We start from the raw sequence: 16,434 nt of genomic DNA on the forward strand, positions 1-16,434 counted from the left end.
GCTAACCAAATTCCTCTTAGGTGAAATAAAACATGGCAAAACACCTGTTTACGTCCGAGTCCGTATCAGAAGGACATCCTGATAAAATTGCTGACCAAATCTCCGATGCGGTGCTGGATGCGATCCTGGCGCAGGATCCTAAAGCGCGCGTAGCGTGCGAAACCTATGTCAAAACCGGCATGGTTCTGGTTGGCGGTGAGATCACCACCAGCGCATGGGTTGATATCGAAGAGATCACCCGTAACACGGTGCGTGAGATCGGCTATGTGCATTCTGATATGGGCTTTGATGCCAACTCCTGCGCGGTTCTGAGCGCGATTGGCAAACAGTCTCCAGACATCAACCAGGGCGTTGACCGTGCCGATCCGCTGGAACAGGGCGCGGGCGACCAGGGCCTGATGTTCGGCTATGCAACCAACGAAACCGACGTGCTGATGCCAGCACCGGTCACCTACGCACACCGTCTGGTGCAGCGTCAGGCTGAAGTGCGTAAAAACGGCACCCTGCCGTGGCTGCGCCCGGATGCGAAAAGCCAGGTCACTTTCCAGTACGACGACGGTAAAATCGTCGGTATTGACGCGGTGGTTCTGTCTACCCAGCACGCCGAAGATATCGATCAGAAATCCCTGCAGGAAGCAGTGATGGAAGAGATCATCAAGCCGGTTCTGCCGACCGAATGGCTGAGCTCTGCGACCAAATTCTTCATCAACCCAACCGGACGCTTCGTTATCGGCGGCCCAATGGGTGACTGCGGCCTGACTGGTCGTAAAATCATCGTTGATACCTACGGCGGCATGGCGCGCCACGGTGGCGGTGCGTTCTCCGGTAAAGATCCGTCTAAAGTTGACCGTTCTGCGGCGTACGCGGCGCGTTATGTGGCGAAAAACATCGTTGCAGCCGGCCTGGCTGACCGCTGCGAGATCCAGGTTTCCTACGCGATCGGCGTAGCTGAGCCAACCTCCATCATGGTTGAAACCTTTGGTACCGAGAAAGTGCCTTCAGAACAGCTGACTCTGCTGGTGCGCGAGTTCTTCGACCTGCGTCCATACGGCCTGATTCAGATGCTGGATCTGCTGCACCCAATCTACAAAGAAACCGCGGCATACGGTCACTTTGGTCGTGAACATTTCCCATGGGAAAAAACCGACAAAGCCGCCCTGCTGCGTGAAGCTGCCGGTCTGAAGTAATCGACTGACAACTGCGTGATAAAAGGCCAGCCTTCGGGCTGGCCTTTTTTTGTCGGGTGGCGCCGCAAAGACGCATATATGGAACCGATTACACCGCACCGGATGCGTCTCGCTTTCAGAATATTCTCTTTGCATGATCGCCTTTCTTCTGCTGTTACATAGCCTTTCAGTTAAGTCTGAAATGTGTTCTTTCGCGATGCATATCACCTCGTTTACCTCTATATTTTCAAAGCTTTAATTATTTTTACGGTTGCGCGTTAGTGTAACCGATTACACCTATGTGAGTAATCTCACATATTTTTACGGGTCACTCACCTACCCTTTACATCAATAAAACTGATAACCCAACTGGAGGGCATAATGCCTGACAATAAAAAACAGGGGCGTACGTCCAACAAGGCGATGACATTCTTCGTCTGTTTCCTCGCCGCCCTGGCAGGATTACTTTTTGGCCTGGATATCGGCGTCATTGCCGGTGCATTACCTTTCATTACTGACGAGTTCCAGATCAGCGCTCACACCCAGGAGTGGGTGGTCAGCTCCATGATGTTTGGCGCTGCCGTCGGGGCCGTCGGCAGCGGCTGGCTCTCCTTCAAGCTCGGGCGTAAAAAGAGCCTGATGATCGGCGCGATCCTGTTCGTTGCCGGTTCCCTCTTCTCTGCCGCTGCGCCTAACGTTGAGGTCCTGCTGATTTCCCGCGTGCTGCTCGGTCTGGCCGTAGGGGTGGCGTCCTATACCGCCCCGCTTTACCTGTCTGAAATCGCGCCGGAGAAAATCCGCGGCAGTATGATTTCGATGTACCAGCTCATGATCACCATCGGTATTCTCGGTGCATATCTCTCCGATACCGCGTTTAGCTACAGCGGCGCATGGCGCTGGATGCTCGGCGTGATCATCATCCCGGCCATTCTGCTGCTGATTGGCGTCTTCTTCCTGCCGGACAGCCCGCGCTGGTTCGCCGCCAAACGTCGATTCCACGATGCCGAACGCGTGCTGATGCGCCTGCGCGACACCAGCGCGGAAGCGAAAAACGAGCTGGAAGAGATCCGCGAAAGCCTGAAGGTCAAACAGTCCGGCTGGGCGCTGTTTAAAGAGAACAGCAACTTCCGCCGCGCGGTGTTCCTTGGCGTGCTGCTGCAGGTGATGCAGCAGTTCACCGGGATGAACGTCATCATGTATTACGCGCCAAAAATCTTTGAGCTGGCGGGTTATACCAACACCACCGAACAAATGTGGGGGACCGTCATTGTCGGTCTGACCAACGTGCTGGCGACCTTTATCGCCATCGGTCTGGTAGACCGCTGGGGACGTAAGCCAACCCTGACGCTGGGCTTCCTGGTGATGGCGGCCGGTATGGGTGTCCTCGGTACCATGATGCATGTGGGCATTCACTCACCAACCGCCCAGTACTTTGCGGTCGGCATGCTGCTGATGTTTATCGTCGGGTTTGCGATGAGCGCTGGTCCGCTGATTTGGGTGCTGTGCTCTGAGATCCAGCCGCTGAAAGGGCGTGATTTTGGTATCACCTGCTCTACCGCAACCAACTGGATTGCCAACATGATCGTCGGCGCAACGTTCCTGACCATGCTCAATACCTTGGGCAACGCGAACACCTTCTGGGTCTACGCTGGTCTGAACATCTTCTTTATTGTGCTGACAATCTGGCTGGTTCCAGAAACCAAACACGTTTCTCTGGAACATATTGAACGTAACCTGATGAAAGGTCGTCCGCTGCGCGAAATCGGCGCCCACGACTGATCCTCATGCGGGGGGCGCCTCTTGCGCCTCCCCGCTTCGCGCTTTATGCTTTGCCCCTATGAAAGCACCCCGTCTCCCCATCGCCCTTCAGCAGGCCGTTATGCGCTGCCTGCGGGAAAAACTCGCCCAGGCGAACCTGAAGCTCGGCCGCAATTACCCTGAACCTAAGATCGTTTATCAGCAGCGCGGCACCGCGGCCGGCACCGCCTGGCTCGAGCCCTATGAGATCCGCCTTAACCCGGTGCTGATGATGGAAAACCAGCAGGCGTTCATCGAGGAAGTGGTACCGCACGAGCTGGCGCATCTGCTGGTGTGGAAACACTTCGGACGCGTCGCGCCCCATGGAAAAGAGTGGAAGTGGATGATGGAAGCGGTGCTCGGCGTTCCGGCACGCCGCACCCATCAGTTCGAGCTGGAATCGGTACGCCGCAATACCTTCCCCTACCGCTGCCAGTGTCAGCAGCACCAGCTTACCGTCCGCCGCCATAATCGCGTGGTGCGCGGCGAGGCGACCTACCGCTGCGTCAAATGCGGCGAGCCGCTGGTTGCGGAATAATTATCTGAACTTTCAGGAACTTTCCTGATCTGACTGATTGCATACGGGAACAACATTCGTTACGTTGCGGGCTCGTTTTGACACGGAGTGTAAGATGTCCCGTAATTTTTCTCTCGCGGTCGCCTTTCTGACGACGGCGCTCTCAGGCCATGCTCTGGCCGACGGTATCAACAGTTTCTCTCAGGCCAAAGCGGCCGGCATAAAGGTCAACGCTGACGTGCCGGGCGATTTCTACTGCGGCTGTAAAATTAACTGGCTGGGTAAAAAAGGGGTCGTTGACCTTGAGTCCTGCGGATATAAGGTGCGTAAAAACGAAAATCGCGCCAGCCGCATTGAATGGGAACATGTCGTTCCGGCCTGGCAGTTTGGCCACCAGCGCCAGTGCTGGCAGGATGGTGGACGTAAAAACTGCGCCAAAGATCCGGTTTATCGTCAGATGGAAAGCGATATGCATAACCTGCAGCCTGCCGTAGGTGAAGTGAACGGCGACCGGGGTAATTTCATGTACAGCCAGTGGAACGGTGGCGAAGGCCAGTACGGTCAGTGCGGTATGAAGGTTGATTTTAAAGAGAAAGTCGCCGAGCCCCCTGCCCGTGCGCGCGGCAGCATCGCCCGCACCTACTTCTATATGCGCGACCGTTACGACCTCAACCTCTCCCGCCAGCAGACGCAGCTGTTCAACGCCTGGGACAAGCAGTACCCGGTGACGGAGTGGGAATGCCAGCGCGACGAACGTATCGCCAGAGTCCAGGGGAATCACAACCCTTACGTCCAGCGGGCTTGCCAGGCGCAAAAGAGCTAACCTACACTACGGCAATTCGCTTATATCGCATGACACATGGAATTTCTGACTATGCGCATTCCCCGCATTTACCATCCTGAACTGATTACCGCAGGCCGTGAAATCGCCCTGTCTGATGACGCCGCCAACCACGTTGGCCGCGTGCTGCGCATGGGCGCAGGTCAGGCAATACAGCTGTTCGACGGCTCGAACCAGGTTTTCGACGCGGAAATCACACGCTCTGATAAAAAAAGCGTACACGTTAACGTCCTGCGTGGCGAAGTGGATGACCGGGAATCACCGCTGCACATCCATCTGGGCCAGGTGATGTCGCGCGGCGAGAAAATGGAGTTCACCATTCAGAAATCCATTGAACTGGGTGTAAGCCTCATTACGCCACTTTTTTCTGAACGCTGTGGCGTTAAACTGGATGCGGAACGTCTGAACAAAAAGATCCAGCAGTGGCAGAAAATTGCCATTGCGGCTTGTGAACAGAGTGGACGCAACCGTATTCCGGAGATCCGCCCGGCGATGGATCTGGAGGAGTGGTGTGCAGAAGAAGAAAGTGGGCTGAAACTCAACCTTCATCCGCGCGCCAGCGCCAGCATCAATACGCTGCCCCTGCCCGTTGAGCGCGTTCGCCTGCTGATTGGCCCCGAAGGCGGCCTGTCGGCGGATGAAATTGCGATGACGGCACGTTACCAGTTTACTGATATTCTGTTGGGACCTCGCGTTCTGCGCACTGAGACAACGGCACTCACGGCCATTACCGCGCTACAGGTACGGTTTGGCGATCTGGGTTGAAGCATTAACGGAGAAGAACATGATCAAGCTCGGCATCGTGATGGACCCCATCGCAAACATCAACATCAAGAAAGATTCCAGCTTCGCCATGCTGCTGGAAGCGCAGCGTCGCGGCTATGAACTCCACTATATGGAGATGAACGATCTTTACCTGATCAACGGTGAGGCCCGCGCGCGCACCCGCATCGTTAACGTCGAGCAGAACTACGACAAATGGTACGAGTTCGGCACCGAGCAGGACATTGCCCTGGCCGATCTCAACGTGATCCTGATGCGTAAAGATCCGCCGTTCGACACCGAATACATCTACTGCACCTATATCCTCGAACGTGCTGAAGAGAAAGGAACGCTGATCGTCAACAAGCCGCAGAGCCTGCGCGACTGCAACGAGAAGCTCTACACCGCCTGGTTCTCTGACCTGACGCCGGAAACCCTGGTGACCCGCAGCAAAGCGCAGCTGAAAGAATTCTGGCAGAAACACGGCGATATCATTATGAAGCCGCTGGACGGCATGGGCGGCGCATCGATTTTCCGTGTGAAAGAAGGCGACCCGAATATTGGCGTGATTGCCGAAACGCTGACCGAGCTGGGCACGCGTTACTGCATGGCGCAGAACTATATTCCGGCGATCAAAGACGGTGACAAACGTGTTCTGGTGGTGGATGGCGAACCGGTTCCTTACTGCCTGGCGCGTATCCCGCAGGGTGGCGAAACTCGTGGGAACCTGGCAGCCGGTGGCCGCGGTGAGCCGCGCCCGCTGACCGAAAGCGACTGGGAAATTGCCCGCCGCGTTGGCCCGACGCTGAAAGCCAAAGGCCTGATCTTCGTTGGCCTGGATATCATCGGCGATCGTCTGACCGAAGTGAACGTCACCAGCCCGACCTGCATTCGTGAAATTGAAGCGGAATTCCCGATTTCGATCACCGGAATGCTGATGGACGCTATCGAAAAACGTTTACAGAAATAACCTAACAATACTATTAGTGACAGCGCCTGTGTTTGTCCCCATACTGGGCGCTGTCGCTTTTTAAACCAGGAAACAGTACCTCTGACAATGAATTTACAGCATCACTTTCTTATTGCCATGCCTGCTCTCCAGGACCCGATTTTTCGCCGCGCCGTGGTTTATATTTGTGAATACAATGAAGACGGCGCGATGGGTATTATCATCAATAAACCACTGGAAAATCTTCAGGTTGAAGGAATTCTGGACAAGCTGAAAATACCGGCTGAAGCGCGACTGCCGGAAATCCGGCTTGATAAACCGGTGATGCTGGGTGGACCTCTTGCAGAAGATCGCGGCTTTATCCTGCATACGCCGCCGGTATTCTCTTCAAGCATCCGAATTTCGGATAACACCGTCATCACAACCTCGCGCGACGTGCTTGAAACGCTGGGCACCGCTGAACAGCCTTCTGAAGTGCTGGTGGCGCTGGGCTATTCGTCGTGGGAGAAAGGCCAGCTTGAGCAAGAGATCCTCGATAACGCCTGGCTTACCGCGCCTGCGGACATGAATATCCTGTTTAAAACCCCTATCGCCGATCGCTGGCGTGACGCGGCGAAGCTGATTGGCATTGATATCCTGACCATGCCTGGCGTAGCGGGGCACGCCTGATGAGCGGAACGCTTCTGGCCTTCGATTTTGGTACCAAAAGCATTGGCGTCGCCGTGGGTCAGCGCATCACCGGTACCGCGCGTCCGCTTACGGCCCTGAAGGCTAATGACGGCACGCCAGACTGGAATCTTATCGAGCGTCTGCTCAAAGAGTGGCAGCCGGATGACGTGATTGTTGGGCTCCCGCTGAACATGGACGGCACAGAACAGCCGCTTACCGCCCGGGCGCGTAAGTTCGCCAATAAAATCCATGGCCGCTTTGGCGTCTCCGTGAAGCTTCACGACGAGCGTCTTAGCACCGTCGAAGCGCGTGCGGGCCTGTTTGAGCACGGCGGCTTCCGTGCGCTCAACAAAGGCAGCGTGGACTCCGCTTCTGCCGTGATTATCCTCGAAAGCTATTTCGAACAGGGCTTTTAACCACAGGGGCCTACAGCCGCCCCTGCGCCCGTCTCTCCGCCAGGCTCTGGTCAAAGTTCTGCATTCCTGCCTGCTGACCGGTTTGAATGATGCCGGGCAGTTGCCACGTTTTCCCTTCACGAATCAAATTCGCCGCCGCCGCAGTGTTCACCAGCAGTTCATACAACGCGACGCGCCCGCCCTGTAGATCGGGAAGCAGCCTCTGCGCCAGCACCGCCCGCAGGCTGCCGGCCAGCTGGTTACGCACCGGATCTTTCTCCTGCGCCGGGAACGTATCGACCAGCCGTTCAATCGCCTGCGATGCCCCGCGCGTATGCAGCGTCGCCAGCACCAGGTGTCCGGTTTCCGCCGCCGTCAGCGCCAGGCGGATCGTTTCGCTGTCGCGCAGCTCCCCCAGCAGAATAACGTCCGGATCCTGGCGTAAGGCACTGCGCAACGCTTCGGCAAATGACGGGCTGTGCTGGCCTATCTCACGCTGCTGGATCAGGCAACGTTCGCTCTGGTAGATAAACTCCACCGGATCTTCAAGCGTGAGGATATGGCCGTCAGCATGGTGATTGAGAAAATCGACCATCGCCGCCAGCGTAGTGGATTTGCCGCTGCCGGTCGCCCCCGTGACCAGAATCAGCCCGGCGTCATTGGACAACAGTTCCGGGATCGCCCGCGGCGCGCCCAGCGAAGAGAGCTGTGGGCAGCTACGCGGCAACAGCCGCAGCGTCAAAGAGAAACCTCTCATCTGCTTAAAGGCACTGCCGCGCAGCCGCTGGCCTCCCGTTACCGTCGCGGCAAAATCCACCTGCCCCTTTGCCCACCAGATTCCCTGCTGCTCATCGTTGAGCCACGCTTTTAATAACGCTCCGACATCGGGAGGCGGAAAAGGAGCGGGTTCAAGCCGACCTAATCTGCGCCAGCGCGGTGGCGAATCACTGCACAGGTGTAGATCGGAGACGTTATGCTTTACACTAAGGGCCACAATTTCTTCCACATCCATAGACTACTCCTCGGAAAATGAACGACATTGCGCATAACCTGGCACAGGTCCGGGACAAAATCTCAGCCGCCGCAGCGCGCTGCGGCCGTGCTTCAGAAGAAATTACGCTGCTTGCAGTCAGCAAAACCAAGCCTGCGAGCGCCATCGCAGAAGCCATTGATGCAGGCCAGCGGGCGTTTGGTGAAAACTACGTTCAGGAAGGCGTGGATAAAATTCGCTACTTCCAGGAACAGGGGAATACGGATCTGCAGTGGCACTTTATTGGCCCCCTGCAGTCGAACAAAAGCCGTCTGGTGGCAGAGCACTTCGACTGGTGCCACACCATCGACCGCCTGCGTATCGCTACCCGCCTGAATGACCAGCGTCCGGCAGAAATGCCGGCACTCAACGTGCTGATTCAGGTCAACATCAGCGATGAAAACAGCAAGTCCGGCATTGCTCTGAGTGAGCTGGATACGCTGGCCGCAGACGTGGCCGCCCTTCCGCGCTTGACCCTGCGCGGGCTGATGGCAATTCCGGCGCCTGAGTCAAGTTATGAAAGGCAATTTGCCGTGGCACAGCAAATGGCTGTAGCATTTGAGGCGCTTAAAGCGCGCTATAACACGGTAGACACGCTTTCGCTGGGCATGTCGGATGATATGGAAGCCGCCATCGCGGCAGGCAGCACTATGGTGCGCATCGGCACGGCAATTTTCGGTGCGCGCGACTACTCAAAATAATAAGGAAACCTGAGGAACGCCATGAAGACGTTGACTTTCCTGCTCTCAACAGTGCTTGAGCTGTATACGATGGCGCTTTTGCTGCGCGTCTGGATGCAGTGGGCCCGCTGTGATTTTTACAATCCGTTCTCGCAGTTTGTCGTGAAAATCACGCAACCTGTTGTCGGACCGCTGCGCCGCATTATCCCGGCGATGGGTCCCATCGACAGTTCGTCTCTGCTGGTGGCGTTTATTCTGAGCGTTATCAAAGCGATCGTGCTGTTTATGGTCATCACCTTCCAGCCGATTATCTGGATTGCTGCGGTCCTGATTTTAATCAAAACCATCGGCCTGCTGATTTTCTGGGTGCTGCTGGTCATGGCCATCATGAGCTGGGTAAGCCAGGGGCGTAGTCCGGTAGAATATGCGCTGATCCAACTGGCCGAACCGCTGCTGCGCCCGATTCGCAATCTGCTGCCTTCGATGGGCGGTATTGATTTCTCGCCGATGATCCTGGTTCTGCTGCTCTATGTGGTCAACATGGGGATCGCTGAGCTGTTACAGTCTACGGGCGATATGCTGCTGCCGGGGCTGTGGATGGCGCTATGAGTGCCGTAAGCACCTGCGCTGACGGGCTGGTTTTGCGGCTGTATATTCAGCCGAAGGCCAGCCGTGACAGTATTGTCGGGCTGCATGGCGACGAGTTAAAAGTCGCCATCACCGCCCCGCCGGTTGACGGCCAGGCGAACGCGCATCTGACCAAATATCTGGCAAAACAGTTTCGCGTCGCCAAAAGCCAGGTCATCATTGAAAAAGGTGAACTTGGGCGACATAAACAGGTAAAAATCCTTAATCCGCAATCTATCCCGACGGAAGTCGCGGCTCTGAAAGAACAGGACTAAACCATGCAGAAAGTTGTTCTCGCGACCGGCAACGCCGGTAAAGTGCGCGAGCTGGCCTCGCTATTAAATGATTTTGGGCTGGACGTGGTCGCCCAGACCGATCTGGGCGTGGAGTCCGCCGAAGAGACGGGTCTGACGTTTATCGAAAACGCGATCCTGAAAGCGCGCCACGCCGCGCAGATTACCGGCCTGCCTGCGATTGCCGACGACTCCGGCCTGGCCGTGGATTTTCTCGGCGGTGCGCCGGGGATTTACTCTGCGCGCTATTCCGGCGTTGACGCCACCGACCAGCAGAATCTGGAAAAGCTGCTTGTCGCCCTGAAAGACGTACCGGACGAACAGCGCACCGCGCAGTTCCACTGCGTTCTGGTTTATATGCGTCACGCGGAAGACCCGACGCCGATTGTCTGCCACGGCAGCTGGCCGGGCGTGATTACCCGTGAAGCGGCTGGCAACGGCGGCTTTGGCTACGACCCTATTTTCTTTGTCCCGACCGAGGGCAAAACCGCTGCGGAACTGACCCGCGAAGAGAAAAGCGCAATTTCCCACCGTGGACGCGCGCTGAAACTGTTACTGGAAGCACTGCGTAATGGCTAATTTGCCGCCTTTGAGTCTGTATATTCACATCCCGTGGTGCGTGCAGAAATGCCCGTACTGCGATTTCAACTCGCACGCGCTGAAGGGCGAAGTGCCGCACGATGACTACGTTGCGCATCTGCTGGCCGACCTGGACGCCGATGTACCTTACGCACAGGGACGTGAAGTTAAGACCATTTTCATTGGTGGCGGTACGCCGAGCCTGCTGTCAGGCCCGGCGATGCAAACGCTGCTGGACGGCGTGCGTTCGCGCCTGAACCTGGCGGCGGATGCTGAAATTACGATGGAAGCCAACCCCGGCACCGTTGAGGCCGACCGTTTTGTCGACTATCAGCGCGCGGGCGTGAACCGCATCTCCATCGGCGTGCAGAGCTTTAGCGAACCGAAGCTGAAACGTCTGGGGCGCATTCACGGCCCGGAAGAGGCGAAGCGCGCGGCAAACCTGGCGACCGGTCTGGGCCTGCGCAGCTTTAACCTCGATCTGATGCACGGCCTGCCGGATCAGTCGCTGGAAGAGGCGCTGGACGACCTGCGCCAGGCGATCGAACTGAACCCACCGCACCTGTCGTGGTATCAGCTCACCATCGAGCCAAACACGCTGTTCGGTTCCCGCCCGCCGGTGCTGCCGGACGACGACGCGCTGTGGGATATCTTCGAGCAGGGTCACAGGCTTCTCACCGCTGCGGGCTATCAGCAGTATGAAACGTCCGCGTATGCGAAGCCGGGATACCAGTGTCAGCACAACCTGAACTACTGGCGCTTTGGTGACTATCTGGGGATTGGCTGCGGCGCGCACGGCAAGGTGACCTTCCCGGACGGGCGCATTCTGCGCACCGCCAAAACCCGCCACCCGCGCGGATACATGGAAGGCCGCTACCTGGAGCGTCAGCACGACGTTGAGGCGGAGGATAAACCGTTTGAGTTCTTCATGAACCGCTTCCGTCTGCTGGAAGCCGCGCCGCGCGCGGAATTTGCGCGTTACACCGGGCTGCCGGAGTCGGTGATTCGCCCGCAGATCGACGAGGCGCTGGCGCAGGGGTATCTCACCGAGAATGAGGAATACTGGCAGATCACCGAGCACGGCAAGCTGTTCTTAAATTCCCTTCTTGAGCTGTTCCTCGCCGACGATTCTGAAGGCTGATTCAGGATTTTGCATCCCGTTCTGCTGGCTGAGGGAAAGGCTGGCAGAGTGTGGGGATGGAAAAATCAAAACAACTCCGCAAACAAATTACGCCCGAAGAATTACGCCTCTGGTATTTGTTCAGAGGTCGTCGTTTCTTTGGGTATAAGTTTCGTCGGCAGATGCCTATTGGCACATATATCGTCGATTTTGCCTGCTTTAAGGCGAAGCTGATCGTTGAGCTGGACGGGGGACAACATCAGAATGAAGAGGCGTATGACTTACGAAGAACAGCATTCTTAAACGCAAACGGCTGGGAAGTTTTGCGGTTCTGGAATAATGAATTTAGGGCAAATGAGGATGAAGTGATGATGGTTATACTTCAACGACTGCAGAGCCTGATGCCCTCACCCTAACCCTCTCCCACAGGGAGAGGGAACGATTACACCCTCTCCCATGGGGAGAGGGCCGGGGTGAAGGGCCCAGCGCGCAGAGATCTTACTTCAGCGTCCCCACCAGCGCCTTCCGGCTATCTTCCAGCGACACCACGCGTTTACACACGTCTTTGCCGAACTGCTGGAAATCATCTTCCTGGTTCTTCCACTCGTTCTGAATGGAGGTCTGCAGGCCGCCCAGACTGCCCAGCACGCCCTGCAGCGGGTTACCGCCGCCTTTCAGAACCGCTTTGGCGCCCATCTCGTTGATGCTGTCCTGGAGAATGCCGCCCATTGCCTGGTTCACCAGTTGCTGCCCGTCAGCGCGGACCTGATCGATCGCCTTGTAGTGGAACGTCAGGCCGTCGGAGCGCGTCTCGATAATGCGGTTCATCTGCTCTTTAAGCTGCTTATCGAGCTTCGTCAGGCGGGTGCGCATGTTGCTGCTCTCCCCCACCTCTTTGGTGATGATCTTATCCAGCGCGACGCGGCTTTTCTCAACGCGGGTCAGCGCGCCGTCGTTAATCCACGGCAGTGCGGTACGCAGCTCAGCCTGATAATCCTTCGCCTGCTCGCGCTGCGCGGCAGTCAGGTTTTGCGGCTTGCCGTTAAACGTCACGTTACCATCCGGCGTAATCACCAGATTGCCGTTCTCGCCTTTGACCTGCACGGTCTGCGGGCTTAACACCACGTCATCACGCGGGGTGACGCTACATTGATAATCCGCATGGGCGGTGAATCCGGTTGCCATCAAAGCAACAGCCAGCAACGTTTTGCGCATCTTAAACACTCCCTCAGACAAAATGGGCCAGCTAATGCTGGCCCCTTACTGCTTTATTAGTCCCACCAAACGTCGAAAAGTTCGCTGACGCGGACATCTTCGAGCTTGTGGTCTTCAAGCCATTTACGTACCAGCGCCTGATGTTCTTCGGTGCATTTACCCACTTCCTGGGTGCAGATCAGACCTTCCCAGGCCAGGTAACCGCTACCGTCGAAGGCCAGCTTGTTTGGCTCAATCACGTCATTGATGAACGCATCCACGTCCTGATCGATCTGTTCTACACTGGTGCCTTCCGGGAAACGCCACGCAACGGAGAAACCCACTTCCTGGAATTCTTCGATGTGCATCTTTTTACGCAGACGACGGCTACGATTCTTTGCCATTATTTCACCCTCTCGAACATTAAGTCCCATACACCGTGACCAAGACGATGGCCACGCTGTTCAAATTTCGTTACCGGACGCGATTCCGGACGCGGTACATAGTCGTTGCTCTCAGACTGGTTTTTATACCCGTCCAGCGACGACATCACTTCCAGCATATGTTCCGCATACGGTTCCCAGTCGGTCGCCATATGGAAGACACCGCCCAGCTTCAGCTTACTTTTCACCAGCTCGGCAAACGGCGCCTGAACGATACGGCGTTTATTATGACGTGCTTTGTGCCACGGGTCAGGGAAAAAGAGCTGAACCATGGTTAAAGAATTGTCAGGAATCATTTTATGCAGCACTTCCACCGCGTCGTGACACATCACGCGCAGGTTCTCAACGCCCTCTTCATGAGCCGTAGCCAGGCATGCACCCACGCCCGGGGAGTGGACTTCGATACCGAGGAAGTTCTGCTCCGGTCGCGCTTTCGCCATGGCCACCAGCGAGGTGCCCATACCAAACCCGATCTCCAGCGTGACGGGTGCTTCGCGGCCGAACAGTTCGGTAAAGTCCAGAGGCTGCTCGCTGAACTCAACGCCCATCACCGGCCAGTAGTTGTCCAGCGCATGTTGCTGCCCTTTTGTCAGGCGACCCTGACGGCGGACAAAGCTGCGAATACGGCGCAGCGGGCGACCGTTTTCATCAAATTCCGGTGAAATGACGTCGTTTTTCATAAAAGAGTTGTCTGCTTGTGAGAATGTTCGGGAAACGGGCATTATCCAAAGTTAAGGCTTCTATGCAAGCATGGGAAAGATCCGGTTTACAGCAGATTGACGCTGTGCTGCAATCTGCGTCCCTGATTATGCGAATCGATGACCATGCAAGCCTCTCAATTTTCAGCCCAGGTGCTGGACTGGTACGACAAATACGGGCGTAAAACCCTGCCCTGGCAAATTGAAAAAACACCTTACAAAGTATGGCTCTCCGAGGTGATGTTGCAACAAACGCAGGTCGCCACGGTCATTCCTTACTTCGAGCGTTTTATGGCGCGCTTCCCGACGGTCACCGATCTGGCAAACGCGCCATTAGACGAAGTGCTGCACCTGTGGACAGGCCTGGGCTATTACGCCCGCGCGCGTAATCTTCACAAGGCCGCGCAGCAGGTCGCGGCGCGCCATAACGGTAAATTCCCGGAAACCTTTGACGAGGTGGCCGATCTCCCCGGCGTCGGGCGCTCCACCGCAGGCGCGATCCTTTCCCTTTCATTAGGCAAGCATTTCCCGATCCTCGACGGCAACGTGAAGCGCGTGCTGGCACGCTGCTATGCCATCGACGGCTGGCCGGGTAAGAAAGACGTAGAAAAACGTCTTTGGGAAATAAGTGAAGCGGTCACCCCGGCTAACGGCGTCGAGCGTTTCAACCAGGCGATGATGGATCTCGGCGCGTTGGTCTGCACGCGCTCAAAACCAAAATGCGAACTCTGCCCGGTGAATAATCTCTGCGTGGCGTATGCCAACCATTCATGGGCGCAATATCCGGGTAAGAAACCCAAACAGACGCTACCGGAGCGCACCGGCTATATGCTGCTGATGCAGCACGGCGACCAGGTCTTCCTCGCCCAGCGTCCGCCGAGCGGTCTGTGGGGTGGTCTATACTGCTTCCCACAGTTTGAAGATGAAGATTTGCTGCGTGAATGGCTTAAACAGCGCGGGATTGCTGCCGATAACCTGACGCAGCTGACCGCGTTTCGCCATACGTTCAGCCATTTCCACCTGGATATTGTACCCATGTGGCTTCCCGTGTCGTCATTTGCCTCGTGCATGGATGAAGGCACCGCTCTCTGGTATAACTTAGCGCAACCGCCATCAGTCGGACTGGCGGCTCCCGTGGAGCGCCTGTTACAGCAATTACGTGCCGGTGCAATGGTTTAGCATCGACAAGAAAAAGAGGAATGAGTATGGCCAGAACGATTTTTTGTACTTTCCTGCAGCGTGACGCTGAAGGCCAGGATTTCCAGCTTTATCCGGGCGAGCTGGGTAAACGCATCTACAATGAAATCTCCAAAGAAGCCTGGGGACAGTGGCAGAAAAAGCAGACCATGCTGATCAACGAGAAAAAACTCAGCATGATGAACCCGGAACACCGCAAGCTGCTGGAGCAGGAGATGGTGAGCTTCCTGTTCGAAGGTAAAGACGTGCACATCGAAGGCTATACGCCACCGGAAAAATAACAGCGTGCGGGGGAAACCCCGCCGTTAAAGCAAACACAACACGCACTCCCGGAATGATGAAAAAACTTTTAGCGCTAGCCCTTGTTGCGCCGTTGCTTGTCTCGTGTTCGTCAAAAAAAGGCGAAGATTACAACGAAGCCTGGATCAAGGACACCAACGGTTTTGACATTTTGATGGGGCAGTTTGCCCACAACATCGAGAATATATGGGGATTTAACGAAGTTCTTATTGCCGGACCAAAGGACTACGTTAAGTACACCGACGCCTATCAGACCCGTAGCCACATCAACTTTGATGAGGGGACGATCACGATTGAGACCATCGCAGGCACCGACCCTGCGGCACGACTGCGTCAGGCGATCGTCAAAACCCTGCTGATGGGTGACGATCCGGGATCTATCGATCTCTACTCCGATGCCGACGATATCACTATCTCGAAAGAGCCGTTCCTGTACGGCCAGGTCGTCGATCAGACCGGTCAGCCGATCCGCTGGGAAGGTCGCGCCACGAAATTTGCCGACTACCTGCTGCAGACTCGCCTGAAAAGCCGCTCTAACGGTCTGAAGATTATCTATAGCGTCACCATCAACCTTGTCCCGAACCACCTCGACAAGCGTGCGCATAAGTACATTGGGATGGTGCGTCAGGCCTCACGCAAATACGGCGTGGATGAGTCGCTGATCCTGGCGATTATGCAGACCGAATCCTCGTTCAACCCGTACGCGGTAAGCCGTTCCGACGCCCTGGGGCTGATGCAGGTTGTGCAGCACAGCGCCGGGAAAGACGTCTTCCGCGCGCAGGGGAAATCCGGCACGCCGAGCCGCAGCTATCTGTTCGATCCGCAGAGCAACATTGATACCGGCACGGCCTATCTGGCGATGCTGAACAATGTGTACCTGGGCGGAATTGATAACCCTACTTCGCGCCGCTATGCGGTGATCACCGCCTATAACGGCGGTGCGGGCAGCGTGCTGCGCGTCTTCTCGAATGACAAAGTGCAGGCCGCAAACATCATCAACAGCATGGCGCCGGGGGATGTCTACTCGACCCTCACCACCCGCCACCCGTCTGCGGAATCCCGCCGCTATCTGTATAAGGTGAATACGGCGCAGAAGAACTATCGTCGCCGCTAGAAAACTCCCCCTCACCCTAACCCTCTCCCCAAAAGGGAGAGGGAACGTGAACACCCATACGAA

At 56.3% G+C, this 16,434-nt stretch carries 21 protein-coding genes; 17 read left to right on the forward strand and 4 right to left on the reverse strand.

Annotated elements, in window-relative coordinates:
* The first annotated feature begins 32 nt into the window (after positions 1–32).
* The 8 genes from metK to ruvX all read left to right on the forward strand — a co-directional run bounded on the left by metK (position 33) and on the right by ruvX (position 7,117).
* Positions 33–1,187, forward strand: coding sequence for a methionine adenosyltransferase (gene metK / locus ACOTZB_RS16935; RefSeq protein ID WP_008499745.1), 1,155 nt, complete (start codon positions 33–35; stop codon positions 1,185–1,187).
* A 360-nt stretch (positions 1,188–1,547) separates the two neighbouring features.
* Positions 1,548–2,945 carry a galactose/proton symporter gene (gene galP, locus ACOTZB_RS16940; RefSeq protein ID WP_237423680.1) on the forward strand — a complete coding sequence of 466 codons (1,398 nt, stop codon included), beginning with the start codon at positions 1,548–1,550 and terminating at the stop codon, positions 2,943–2,945.
* Between the two features lie 58 nt (positions 2,946–3,003).
* The gene (locus ACOTZB_RS16945) at positions 3,004–3,501 is read left to right on the forward strand and encodes a SprT family zinc-dependent metalloprotease (RefSeq protein WP_045888327.1); all 498 of its coding nucleotides are present in this window, start codon (positions 3,004–3,006) and stop codon (positions 3,499–3,501) included.
* 94 nt (positions 3,502–3,595) lie between these two features.
* Positions 3,596–4,303 (forward strand): deoxyribonuclease I, encoded by a 708-nt coding sequence (gene endA / locus ACOTZB_RS16950; protein ID WP_421627863.1) that lies wholly within the window; start codon positions 3,596–3,598, stop codon positions 4,301–4,303.
* Between the two features lie 51 nt (positions 4,304–4,354).
* Positions 4,355–5,086, forward strand: coding sequence for a 16S rRNA (uracil(1498)-N(3))-methyltransferase (gene rsmE / locus ACOTZB_RS16955; protein ID WP_045403915.1), 732 nt, complete (start codon positions 4,355–4,357; stop codon positions 5,084–5,086).
* A gap of 19 nt (positions 5,087–5,105) precedes the next feature.
* Positions 5,106–6,053 (forward strand): glutathione synthase, encoded by a 948-nt coding sequence (gene gshB / locus ACOTZB_RS16960; protein ID WP_045329321.1) that lies wholly within the window; start codon positions 5,106–5,108, stop codon positions 6,051–6,053.
* A gap of 87 nt (positions 6,054–6,140) precedes the next feature.
* Complete coding sequence (locus ACOTZB_RS16965) at positions 6,141–6,701, forward strand: YqgE/AlgH family protein (protein WP_008499752.1); 561 nt, start codon at positions 6,141–6,143, stop codon at positions 6,699–6,701.
* Complete coding sequence (ruvX, locus tag ACOTZB_RS16970; protein ID WP_021242076.1) at positions 6,701–7,117, forward strand: Holliday junction resolvase RuvX; 417 nt, start codon at positions 6,701–6,703, stop codon at positions 7,115–7,117. The genes ACOTZB_RS16965 and ruvX overlap by 1 nt, the downstream gene beginning before the upstream one ends.
* Before the next feature lie 10 nt (positions 7,118–7,127).
* Here ruvX and ACOTZB_RS16975 read toward each other — a convergent pair whose 3' ends face one another.
* On the reverse strand, positions 7,128–8,108 hold the full coding sequence (locus ACOTZB_RS16975) for a type IV pilus twitching motility protein PilT (protein WP_421627865.1): 981 nt from the start codon (positions 8,106–8,108) through the stop codon (positions 7,128–7,130).
* 17 nt (positions 8,109–8,125) lie between these two features.
* Here ACOTZB_RS16975 and ACOTZB_RS16980 point away from each other — a divergent pair, with 17 nt between their 5' ends.
* Genes ACOTZB_RS16980 through ACOTZB_RS17005 form a run of 6 tightly spaced genes read left to right on the forward strand, consistent with a single transcriptional unit; the run spans position 8,126 to position 11,841 of the window.
* The gene (locus tag ACOTZB_RS16980) at positions 8,126–8,827 is read left to right on the forward strand and encodes a YggS family pyridoxal phosphate-dependent enzyme (RefSeq protein WP_193805664.1); all 702 of its coding nucleotides are present in this window, start codon (positions 8,126–8,128) and stop codon (positions 8,825–8,827) included.
* A 21-nt stretch (positions 8,828–8,848) separates the two neighbouring features.
* Positions 8,849–9,415 carry a YggT family protein gene (locus ACOTZB_RS16985; protein ID WP_023309130.1) on the forward strand — a complete coding sequence of 189 codons (567 nt, stop codon included), beginning with the start codon at positions 8,849–8,851 and terminating at the stop codon, positions 9,413–9,415.
* On the forward strand, positions 9,412–9,708 hold the full coding sequence (gene yggU / locus ACOTZB_RS16990) for a DUF167 family protein YggU (protein WP_023333349.1): 297 nt from the start codon (positions 9,412–9,414) through the stop codon (positions 9,706–9,708). Before ACOTZB_RS16985 ends, yggU begins: the two co-directional genes overlap by 4 nt.
* Before the next feature lie 3 nt (positions 9,709–9,711).
* Positions 9,712–10,305 (forward strand): XTP/dITP diphosphatase, encoded by a 594-nt coding sequence (locus ACOTZB_RS16995; protein WP_048979374.1) that lies wholly within the window; start codon positions 9,712–9,714, stop codon positions 10,303–10,305.
* Complete coding sequence (gene hemW / locus ACOTZB_RS17000; RefSeq protein WP_126329739.1) at positions 10,298–11,446, forward strand: radical SAM family heme chaperone HemW; 1,149 nt, start codon at positions 10,298–10,300, stop codon at positions 11,444–11,446. Before ACOTZB_RS16995 ends, hemW begins: the two co-directional genes overlap by 8 nt.
* Before the next feature lie 56 nt (positions 11,447–11,502).
* Positions 11,503–11,841, forward strand: coding sequence for an endonuclease domain-containing protein (locus ACOTZB_RS17005; RefSeq protein WP_421627868.1), 339 nt, complete (start codon positions 11,503–11,505; stop codon positions 11,839–11,841).
* Positions 11,842–11,923: 82 nt separating this feature from the next.
* Here the strand turns inward: ACOTZB_RS17005 and ACOTZB_RS17010 are convergent, their stop codons facing one another.
* Genes ACOTZB_RS17010 through trmB form a run of 3 tightly spaced genes read right to left on the reverse strand, consistent with a single transcriptional unit; the run spans position 11,924 to position 13,742 of the window.
* Positions 11,924–12,640 carry a DUF2884 domain-containing protein gene (locus ACOTZB_RS17010; protein ID WP_058841913.1) on the reverse strand — a complete coding sequence of 239 codons (717 nt, stop codon included), beginning with the start codon at positions 12,638–12,640 and terminating at the stop codon, positions 11,924–11,926.
* 56 nt (positions 12,641–12,696) lie between these two features.
* Positions 12,697–13,023, reverse strand: coding sequence for a YggL family protein (locus ACOTZB_RS17015; protein WP_014885198.1), 327 nt, complete (start codon positions 13,021–13,023; stop codon positions 12,697–12,699).
* The gene (gene trmB / locus ACOTZB_RS17020; RefSeq protein ID WP_033146613.1) at positions 13,023–13,742 is read right to left on the reverse strand and encodes a tRNA (guanosine(46)-N7)-methyltransferase TrmB; all 720 of its coding nucleotides are present in this window, start codon (positions 13,740–13,742) and stop codon (positions 13,023–13,025) included. The genes ACOTZB_RS17015 and trmB overlap by 1 nt, the downstream gene beginning before the upstream one ends.
* 144 nt (positions 13,743–13,886) lie before the next feature.
* Between trmB and mutY the strand changes: the two genes are divergently transcribed.
* The 3 genes from mutY to mltC are packed head-to-tail and all read left to right on the forward strand — an operon-like array spanning position 13,887 to position 16,371.
* A complete protein-coding gene (gene mutY / locus ACOTZB_RS17025) occupies positions 13,887–14,939 on the forward strand; it encodes an A/G-specific adenine glycosylase (RefSeq protein ID WP_421627871.1) in 1,053 nt (350 codons plus the stop codon).
* Between the two features lie 26 nt (positions 14,940–14,965).
* Positions 14,966–15,238 carry an oxidative damage protection protein gene (locus tag ACOTZB_RS17030; RefSeq protein WP_008499765.1) on the forward strand — a complete coding sequence of 91 codons (273 nt, stop codon included), beginning with the start codon at positions 14,966–14,968 and terminating at the stop codon, positions 15,236–15,238.
* Positions 15,239–15,294: 56 nt separating this feature from the next.
* A complete protein-coding gene (mltC, locus tag ACOTZB_RS17035) occupies positions 15,295–16,371 on the forward strand; it encodes a membrane-bound lytic murein transglycosylase MltC (RefSeq protein ID WP_033146615.1) in 1,077 nt (358 codons plus the stop codon).
* The last annotated feature ends 63 nt before the right edge of the window (positions 16,372–16,434 follow it).

The sequence above is a fragment of the Enterobacter cloacae complex sp. SHL020 genome, assembly GCF_049236945.1.
GTDB lineage: Bacteria > Pseudomonadota > Gammaproteobacteria > Enterobacterales > Enterobacteriaceae > Enterobacter > Enterobacter dykesii.

Bases quoted from the DNA above. Each gene is read 5' to 3' on its own strand.
- ACOTZB_RS17010 (WP_058841913.1), bottom strand. From the start codon at position 12,640: ATGCGCAAAACGTTGCTGGCTGTTGCTTTGATGGCAACCGGATTCACC.
- rsmE (WP_045403915.1), top strand. From the start codon at position 4,355: ATGCGCATTCCCCGCATTTACCATCCTGAACTGATTACCGCAGGCCGT.
- mutY (WP_421627871.1), top strand. From the start codon at position 13,887: ATGCAAGCCTCTCAATTTTCAGCCCAGGTGCTGGACTGGTACGACAAA.
- ACOTZB_RS16995 (WP_048979374.1), top strand. From the start codon at position 9,712: ATGCAGAAAGTTGTTCTCGCGACCGGCAACGCCGGTAAAGTGCGCGAG.
- ACOTZB_RS16945 (WP_045888327.1), top strand. From the start codon at position 3,004: ATGAAAGCACCCCGTCTCCCCATCGCCCTTCAGCAGGCCGTTATGCGC.
- ruvX (WP_021242076.1), top strand. From the start codon at position 6,701: ATGAGCGGAACGCTTCTGGCCTTCGATTTTGGTACCAAAAGCATTGGC.
- ACOTZB_RS16965 (WP_008499752.1), top strand. From the start codon at position 6,141: ATGAATTTACAGCATCACTTTCTTATTGCCATGCCTGCTCTCCAGGAC.
- hemW (WP_126329739.1), top strand. From the start codon at position 10,298: ATGGCTAATTTGCCGCCTTTGAGTCTGTATATTCACATCCCGTGGTGC.
- ACOTZB_RS17030 (WP_008499765.1), top strand. From the start codon at position 14,966: ATGGCCAGAACGATTTTTTGTACTTTCCTGCAGCGTGACGCTGAAGGC.
- metK (WP_008499745.1), top strand. From the start codon at position 33: ATGGCAAAACACCTGTTTACGTCCGAGTCCGTATCAGAAGGACATCCT.
- ACOTZB_RS16980 (WP_193805664.1), top strand. From the start codon at position 8,126: ATGAACGACATTGCGCATAACCTGGCACAGGTCCGGGACAAAATCTCA.
- ACOTZB_RS17005 (WP_421627868.1), top strand. From the start codon at position 11,503: ATGGAAAAATCAAAACAACTCCGCAAACAAATTACGCCCGAAGAATTA.
- galP (WP_237423680.1), top strand. From the start codon at position 1,548: ATGCCTGACAATAAAAAACAGGGGCGTACGTCCAACAAGGCGATGACA.
- gshB (WP_045329321.1), top strand. From the start codon at position 5,106: ATGATCAAGCTCGGCATCGTGATGGACCCCATCGCAAACATCAACATC.
- ACOTZB_RS17015 (WP_014885198.1), bottom strand. From the start codon at position 13,023: ATGGCAAAGAATCGTAGCCGTCGTCTGCGTAAAAAGATGCACATCGAA.
- ACOTZB_RS16985 (WP_023309130.1), top strand. From the start codon at position 8,849: ATGAAGACGTTGACTTTCCTGCTCTCAACAGTGCTTGAGCTGTATACG.
- mltC (WP_033146615.1), top strand. From the start codon at position 15,295: ATGAAAAAACTTTTAGCGCTAGCCCTTGTTGCGCCGTTGCTTGTCTCG.
- ACOTZB_RS16975 (WP_421627865.1), bottom strand. From the start codon at position 8,108: ATGGATGTGGAAGAAATTGTGGCCCTTAGTGTAAAGCATAACGTCTCC.
- trmB (WP_033146613.1), bottom strand. From the start codon at position 13,742: ATGAAAAACGACGTCATTTCACCGGAATTTGATGAAAACGGTCGCCCG.
- yggU (WP_023333349.1), top strand. From the start codon at position 9,412: ATGAGTGCCGTAAGCACCTGCGCTGACGGGCTGGTTTTGCGGCTGTAT.
- endA (WP_421627863.1), top strand. From the start codon at position 3,596: ATGTCCCGTAATTTTTCTCTCGCGGTCGCCTTTCTGACGACGGCGCTC.